Source organism: Xanthobacter autotrophicus, assembly GCF_005871085.1.
Classification (GTDB): Bacteria; Pseudomonadota; Alphaproteobacteria; order Rhizobiales; family Xanthobacteraceae; genus Xanthobacter; species Xanthobacter autotrophicus.
Map to the genome: position 1 here is coordinate 64,913 of NZ_VAUP01000010.1, position 7,816 is coordinate 72,728.

General features: G+C 70.1%; 4 protein-coding genes. All 4 read left to right on the plus strand.

Going from position 1 to position 7,816, the window contains the following annotated elements:
• Nucleotides 1-191 precede the first annotated feature (191 nt).
• From paaN to paaZ, 4 genes are read left to right on the plus strand one after another with little or no spacing between them, the layout of a single operon-like run.
• Nucleotides 192-1,853 (plus strand): phenylacetic acid degradation protein PaaN, encoded by a 1,662-nt coding sequence (gene paaN, locus FBQ73_RS03920; protein WP_138398208.1) that lies wholly within the window; start codon nt 192-194, stop codon nt 1,851-1,853.
• A gap of 23 nt (nt 1,854-1,876) precedes the next feature.
• Nucleotides 1,877-3,085, plus strand: coding sequence for a 3-oxoadipyl-CoA thiolase (gene pcaF / locus FBQ73_RS03925; protein ID WP_138398209.1), 1,209 nt, complete (start codon nt 1,877-1,879; stop codon nt 3,083-3,085).
• A 54-nt stretch (nt 3,086-3,139) separates the two neighbouring features.
• On the plus strand, nt 3,140-5,197 hold the full coding sequence (locus FBQ73_RS03930; protein ID WP_392567219.1) for an FAD-dependent oxidoreductase: 2,058 nt from the start codon (nt 3,140-3,142) through the stop codon (nt 5,195-5,197).
• Nucleotides 5,194-7,257, plus strand: a complete 2,064-nt coding sequence (paaZ, locus tag FBQ73_RS03935; RefSeq protein ID WP_138398211.1) for a phenylacetic acid degradation bifunctional protein PaaZ — start codon at nt 5,194-5,196, stop codon at nt 7,255-7,257. The genes FBQ73_RS03930 and paaZ overlap by 4 nt, the downstream gene beginning before the upstream one ends.
• Nucleotides 7,258-7,816: the final 559 nt, after the last annotated feature.

The following is a 7,816-nucleotide window of genomic DNA, read 5'->3' on the forward strand; positions in this document are numbered from 1 at the left end:
TCCGGGCTCTTGCGAGCCTCTTGAATTAACCGATCGATCGGTTAATCTTTAGCGCAAGGGGCAGGCTTGTCAACAGGACGATGCCCCGCGCGGGGAGGGGACGCCGGCCGGTCGCGGCGATCGGGCGGCAGGTTCCCTCACAAACCAGAACAGCGCCTGATCCGGTGGGATCAGGCCTCAGGGAGAAGGCCATGGATGATCTGTTCCAGGCGCATGCCGCGCTGCTGGAGAAGGCCGTTGCGGCGTCGCGCGAGCGCGGCTTCTGGGCGGCGTTTCCCGAAAATCCCAAGGCCTATCCCGAAGGCGCGGCGAGCGCTGGCAAGACGGCCTTCGCGGCCCTGAAGGGTCAGGCGTTCGATCTCGGCGGAGAAGGGGAGGGCGCGCGCGTCGGCGCCGAGGTCTCGCCGTTCGGGCCGGCGTTGGGCATCACCTATGCGGCGCGCAGCGTCGATGCGCTGGTGGCCAATGCGGAGCGGGCCGGCGAAGGTTGGGCGCAGGCCTCCGTGGAGCAGCGGGTGGGCGTGGCGCTGGAAATCCTTGCACGCCTCAACGCCGAAAGCTTCCTCATCGCCGAGGCGGTGGAGCACACCACCGGGCAGGCCGGCCCCATGGCCTTCCAGGCCGGCGGCCCCCATGCGCAGGATCGCGGGCTTGAAGCCGTAGCCTATGCCTATGCCGAGATGGCGCGGGTGCCCGGCGCGGTGCGCTGGGAGAAGCCCATGGGGCGCGCCTCCATCCGCCTCGACAAGGATTTCCATGTGGTGCCGCGCGGCATCGGCCTCGTCATCGGCTGCGCCACCTTTCCCACCTGGAACAGCTATCCCGCCCTGTTCGCTGACCTTGTCACCGGCAATGCGGTGATCGTGAAGCCGCATCCCGCCGCCATCCTGCCGCTGGCGCTGACCGTGAAAATCGGCCGCGAAGTACTCGCCGCGCAGGGCTTCGACCCGGACGTGCTCCAGCTCGCCCCCGACACGGTGGAGGCGCCGCTCGCCAAGGATCTGGCGACCCACCCCGCCATCGGCCTCGTGGACTTCACCGGCTCGTCCGCCTTCGGTGGCTGGCTGCGCGAGACCCTGCGGGACAAGCTGGTGTTCACGGAGGAGGCGGGGGTGAACACCATCGTCATCGCCTCCACCGGCGCGTTCGCGGCCATGTGCGCCAACATCGCCTTCTCGCTCTCCCTCTACAGCGGGCAGATGTGCACGGCGCCGCAGACCATCTTCGTTCCGGCGGCGGGCATCGCCACGGACGAGGGCCACAAGAGCTTCGATGAGGTGGCCTCCGGCATCGGCGCCGCCATCGACGCGCTTTTGTCGGATCCCGCCCGCGCGGCGGCGGTGCTGGGCGCCATCCAGAATCCGGCGACGCTGGCCCGCATCGATGAGGCGCGCGGACTTGGCCGCATCGTGCGCGACAGCGCGGCGCTTCAGGTGGAAGGCGCCCGCACCGCCACGCCGCTGCTGCTCGCCGTGGAGGCGCAGGACGAGGCGGGCGACGAAGCGGCCTATCTGGAAGAGCGCTTCGGCCCCATCGCCTTCGTGGTGGCGGTGAAGGATGCGCCCGATGGCGTCGCCCGCGCCACCCGCGCCGCCAGGCAGAAGGGCGCCATCACCGCTGCGCTCTACAGCACCGACGAGGCCGAGATCGCCGCCGCAATCCCCGCTTATGCCAAGGCGGGCGTGGCGCTTTCGGTGAACCTCACCGGCGGCATCTATGTGAACCAGAGCGCCGCCTTCAGCGACTACCACGTCTCCGGCGCCAACCCCGCCGGCAATGCTTGCATGACGGATGCCGCCTTCGTGGCGAGCCGTTTCCGCGTGGTGTGCGTGCGCCGCCCGGCCGCCGCCTGACCCCAGACATCCGGAGAACAACAATGGCGCACGCCTTTATCTGCGATTTCGCGCGCACCCCCATCGGCCGCTATGCCGGCGCCCTGAGGGATGTGCGCGCCGACGACCTCGCCGCCCATCCCATCCGCGTGCTCAAGGAGCGCAACGCGGGCGTGGACTGGGAGGCGGTGGACGATGTCATCCTCGGCTGCGCCAACCAGGCGGGCGAGGACAATCGCGATGTGGCCCGCATGGCGGCCCTGCTCGCCGGCCTGCCGGTGAGCGCGCCGGGCACCACCGTGAACCGCCTGTGCGGCTCCGGCCTCGACGCCGTGGGCATCGGCGCCCGCGCCATCATGACCGGCGATGCCGACCTCATCATCGCCGGCGGGGTGGAGAGCATGACTCGCGCGCCGTTCGTCCAGGGCAAGGCGCAGGAGGCGTTTTCCCGGCAGGCGGAGATCTACGACACCACCATCGGCTGGCGCTTCGTGAACCCGCTGATGAAGGCGCAATACGGCGTCGATTCCATGCCGGAGACCGGCGAGAACGTGGCCGAGGACTTCCAGGTCTCCCGCGCCGACCAGGATCTGTTCGCGTATCGCTCCCAGCAGCGGGTGAAGGTGGCGCAGGATGCCGGCTTCTTCGCCCGCGAGATCGCCCCCATCGAGGTGAAGGGCAAGAAAGGCGCCGTGCTCTGCGTGGAAACGGACGAGCATCCGCGCGCCGAGACCACGCTGGACCAGCTTGCCGGCCTCAAGACCCCGTTCCGCAAGACCGGCGGCACGGTGACGGCGGGCAATGCCTCCGGCGTGAATGACGGGGCCGGGGCGCTCATCCTCGCCTCGGAGGCGGCGGCGAAGAAGTATGGCCTCACCCCCCGCGCCCGCGTGGTCTCGGTGGTGCAGGCGGGGGTCCCGCCGCGCATCATGGGCATCGGCCCGGCGCCGGCCACGCGCAAGCTTTTGGAGAAGAACGGCCTGGCGCTGGCGGACATCGACCTTTTCGAGCTGAACGAGGCCTTCGCCGCCCAGGCCCTCGCGGTGCTGCGCCAGCTGGGCCTTCCCGACGACGCGGAGCATGTAAATCCCCACGGCGGCGCCATTGCGCTTGGCCATCCTCTTGGGATGTCGGGGGCGCGGCTTGCGATGACGGCGGTGAGCGCGCTGGAGGTGCGCGGGGGTAAGCGGGCGGTGGCGACCATGTGCATCGGCGTCGGCCAGGGCATCGCCGCCCTCATCGAGAGGGTCTGAGCCGTGGATGCCGTGACACCTCCGGTCACCGTCGCGCGCCATGGAGCCGTCGGCGTGATCGCCATTGATTTTGCGCCGGTGAACGCCCTGTCCAAGGCGGTGCGGCAAGGGCTGCTGGATGCCGTGCGCGCGCTGGAGGCCGATCCCGATGTGGCGGCGCTGGTGATCAGCGGCGGGCCGGGGCGCTTCATCGCCGGCGCCGACATCCGCGAGATGAGCCAGCCGCCGGATGCGCCCTTCCTGCCGGATGTGGTGGCGGCCATCGACGCTTGTGCAAAGCCGGTGGTGGCGGCCATCGCCGGGGCGGCGCTGGGCGGCGGCTGCGAGATCGCGCTCGCCTGCGACCTCAGGCTCGGCGGGCCGAAGGCGCTGATGGGTCTCACCGAGACCCGGCTCGGCCTCATCCCCGGCGCCGGCGGCACCCAGCGCCTGCCGCGCCTCGTCGGCGTGGCCCAGGCCATCGCCCTCATCTGTGAGGGGCGGGTGCTGAAGGCGGGCGATGCCCTCGCCCTTGGCCTGCTCGACGAAGTGGTGGAGGGTGACCTCCTCGCCGAAGCCATCGCCCGCGCACCGGGCGTCCCGAAGCGCCGCCTCTCGGCGCTGCCGGTTCCCGCCGGCGATGCGGCGGCGGACGAGGCTGCGGCGGCCCGCGCCCGCAAGGCGGCGAAGGGCGTCCCGGCCATCGACGAGGCCATCCGCGTCATCCGCGCGGCGGGGGAGTTCGCGACCGGCCTCGCCCTTGAACGCGCCGCCTTCCTCGCCCTGCGCGAGAGCGCCGAGGCAAAGGCGCTGCGCCATCTCTTCTTCGCCGAGCGCGAGGCAGGCAAGGTGCCGGGGCTGGAGAGCGTCGCGCCGCGTCCGCTGGAGGCGGTAGCGGTGATCGGCGCCGGCACCATGGGCGCCGGCATCGCCGTGGCGCTGGCGGACGCGGGGCTTTCCGTCACCCTGGTGGAGCGGGATGGGGAGGCCGCCGCCGCCGGCTTGCAGCGGGTGGCCGACCTTTATGCCCGTCAGGTGAAGAGCGGTCGCCTCACCGATGCGCAAGGCGTCGAGCGCCGCGCCCGCGTCACCCCCACCGCCGACTGGAGCCGCCTTGCCGCCGCCGACCTGGTGGTGGAGGCCGCCTTCGAGGACCTCGCCGTCAAGGCCGACATCTTCCGCCGTCTCGATGCGGTGGCAAAGCCCGGCGCGGTGCTGGCCACCAACACCTCCTATCTCGACCTCGACGCCATCGCCGCCGTCACCTCCCGCCCGCAGGACGTGGTGGGCCTGCACTTCTTCGCCCCGGCCAACGTGATGAAGCTGCTGGAGGTGGTGCGCCCGGCTCTCGCCGCGCCGGATGTCATCGCCACGGCGCTGGCGCTGGCGAAGCGCATGGGCAAGCAGCCGGTGGTGGCCGGCAATTGCGACGGCTTCATCGGCAATCGCATCTATGCGCTCTACCGCCGCCATGCCGAGGTTCTGGTGGAGGACGGTGCCAGCCCGCAGGCGGTGGATGCGGCGCTTGAGGCCTACGGCTTTGCCATGGGCATCTTCGCCGTATCCGACATGTCCGGCCTCGACATCGCCTATGCCATGCGCAAGCGCCGGGCGGCGACCCGCGATCCGGCCGAGCGCTACGTGTCCATCGCCGACCGGCTGGTGGAACAGGGCCGCCTCGGCCGCAAGACCGGCGCCGGCTGGTATGCCTACGATGCAGCGGGCGGAAAATCCGCCGATCCCGTGGTGGAGGCGCTGATCGCCGAAGGCCGCGCGGAGAAGGCCATTGTCCCGCGCTCCTTCACACCCGAGCAGATCCAGCGCCGGCTGCTCGCCGTCATGGCGAACGAAGGCGCCAAGGCGCTGGCGGAGGGCATCGCGCTGCGGGCCTCCGACATCGATCTCGCCTTCGTCCATGGCTACGGCTTCCCGCGCACCAGAGGCGGGCCGATGTGGGCCGCCGACCAGATGGGCCTGCGCGCGGTCGTCACCGAAGTGGAAGCCGCCCACGCCGCCGGCGGCGCCGGATCCGAGCCCGCGCCGCTCTTGCTGGCCCTCGCCCGCGACGGACGCGGCTTCGCCGACTGGCAACCCACAGAGCAGGCAGAACAACAGGGAGGACAACAGCCATGACCCCAATCCTCAACAGCTACGCCCTCGACCGCTGGTTCGTGCCGCAAGAGGGCCTCGTGGACATCCCGAGCGCCATCGACGGGCGCGTGGTGGCGCGCACCTCCACCAAGGGGCTGGATCTCTCCGCCTTGGTACGCCATGCCCGCGAGGTGGGCGGGCCGGCCTTGCGCGGGCTCACCTTCCACGAGCGCGCCGACATGCTGAAGGCGCTCGCCGCCCATCTCGGCGCCCACAAGGAGGCGCTCTACGCCCTCGCTGCCGACACCGGCGCGACCAAGCGGGACAATTTCATCGACATCGACGGCGGCATCGGCACCCTCTACGCCTATGCCTCCCGCGGCCGGCGGGAACTGCCGGGCGAGCGCTTCGTGGTGGAGGGCGGGCCGGAGGGCCTCTCCAAGGGCGGCTCCTTTATCGGCCTTCACATCCTCACCCCGCTCCGGGGTGTGGCGGTTCATGTGAACGCCTTCAACTTCCCCTGCTGGGGCCTTTTGGAGAAGCTCGCCCCCGCGCTCCTCGCCGGCGTGCCGGTCATCACCAAGCCGGCCACCGCCACCGCCTATGTGGCCGAGGCGGTGGTGCGGCTGATCGTGGAGGCGAACATCCTGCCGAAGGGGGTGCTGCAACTGGTATGCGGATCGGCGGGCGACCTGCTCGATCATCTCACCGGACAGGACGTGCTCTCCTTCACCGGCTCGGCGGAGACCTCACAGCTTTTGCGCGACCATCCGGCGGTGTCGCGCAACGCGGTGCGCTTCATCGCCGAGCGGGATTCGCTGAACGCCGCCGTGCTCGGCCCGGACGCCAGCGAGGGCGCCCCCGAGTTCGACCTCTTCATCAAGGAGGTGGTGCGCGAGATGACGGTGAAGGCGGGCCAGAAATGCACCGCCATCCGCCGCATCATCGTGCCGCGCGCCCAGGAAAGCGCGGTGATCGCCGCGCTGAAGGCGCAACTGGCGAAGATATCCCTCGGCGATCCCCGCCGCGACGACGTGCGCATGGGGCCGCTGGCGAGCCTTGGCCAGCGCGACGCCGCCCGGGCGGCGGTGGCGCAGATCGCGCAGGAGGCGGAGATCGTCTTCGGCGATCCCGATGCGGCCGAACCCATCGGGGCCGACGCGCAGGCGGGGGCTTTCATGGCGCCGGTGCTGCTGCGCTGTGCGAGGCCGCTGGCGGCGGTGGCACCCCACGCGGTGGAGGCCTTCGGTCCGGTGGCCACCGTCATGGCCTATGACCGGCTCGACGATGCGGTGACGCTGGTGGCCAAGGGGGAGGGCAGCCTCGTGGCCTCGGTCTTCACCTATGATCCGCAGGTGGCGGACACGCTGGTGTTCGGCATCGCCGCGCATCATGGCCGGCTGCTGGTGCTGGACCGTGACTGCGCCGGGGAATCCACCGGCCACGGCTCGCCCATGCCGGGCCTCTTGCATGGCGGTCCCGGCCGGGCCGGCGGCGGCGAGGAGATGGGCGGGCTGCGTGGCGTGTTCCACTATATGCAGCGCACGGCGCTGGAGGGCTCGCCGGCGCGGCTCTCGGCCTTGAGCCGCACCTGGCTGTCCGGCGCGCCGGCCCCGGTGACGGCGGAGCATCCCTTCAAGCGGGATTATGAGGCGCTCCAGGTGGGCGACACCGTGGAAACGGGCTCGCGTGTCATCAGCCTCGACGACATCGAGCATTTCGCCCATTTCACCGGCGACACCTTCTACGCCCACATGGATGAGGCGGCGGCCAAGGCCAATCCCTTCTTCCCAGGGCGGGTGGCCCACGGCTACCTCATATTGTCGTTCGCCGCCGGGCTGTTCGTGGATCCAGCACCGGGGCCGCTCCTAGCCAATTACGGCCTCGACACCCTGCGCTTCCTGAAGCCGGTCTCGCCCGGGGATGCGATCCGGGTGCGGCTCACCGTCAAGCACAAGCAGCCCGGCCGCCGGCCCGACTATGGCGAGGTGCGCTGGGACGCGGAGGTGTTCAACCAGAACGGCGAGACCGTGGCGCGCTACGAACTGCTCACCATGAGCGCGCGTGTCGTGACCGAGGCGCCGGTGCGCCTCGCGGTGTGAAATCCTGCCGGTTCAAGGCCTCGCGTGTGCGGCGCCTTAACCCGGCCGGCGGCGCGGCGCGGATTTTTCAAAAAAATCCGCCGCGTCGCCGGCCGAGAACAGCCCTTGCGGCCCCGCTTTTGCGGAAAATGGGGCGGACGGCGATACCGCTTATCCCCAGGCCGTGTTCGGCATAAGATATTGTGATGAAACTCGATTTAGGCGCCGATTCACAACGCCCTGATGACAGCGGAAGGCGGTTTCGCACTTTTTGCGAAGATCGTCGTTGACAGATCCGACGGGCATCCCCTATAAACCGCCCATCGACGACGCGCTGCCGCCGCCCACTGGACGGATCGACGGCGTGTCTCCGACGCTCCTCACGACAGATTGTTGTGAAGCCGCCGGTTTACAAGCCGGAGGACGAGGTGTCGGTTCCTGCTCCTCGGAGTGGGGTGAGGGCTTCGGTTCTCGTGCTGTTTGACAGGTTGAATGGAAGAAAGAGAAACGTGGACGGCGGAGTCCTTGCGGGCTGCGATCGATCGCAAGATTGGTTTGCAGTCGAGTAAGACTTGGCGGT

Excerpts from the sequence above, each read along its gene's own strand:
- paaN (WP_138398208.1), top strand. The coding sequence starts at position 192 with ATGGATGATCTGTTCCAGGCGCATGCCGCGCTGCTGGAGAAGGCCGTT.
- pcaF (WP_138398209.1), top strand. The coding sequence starts at position 1,877 with ATGGCGCACGCCTTTATCTGCGATTTCGCGCGCACCCCCATCGGCCGC.
- paaZ (WP_138398211.1), top strand. The coding sequence starts at position 5,194 with ATGACCCCAATCCTCAACAGCTACGCCCTCGACCGCTGGTTCGTGCCG.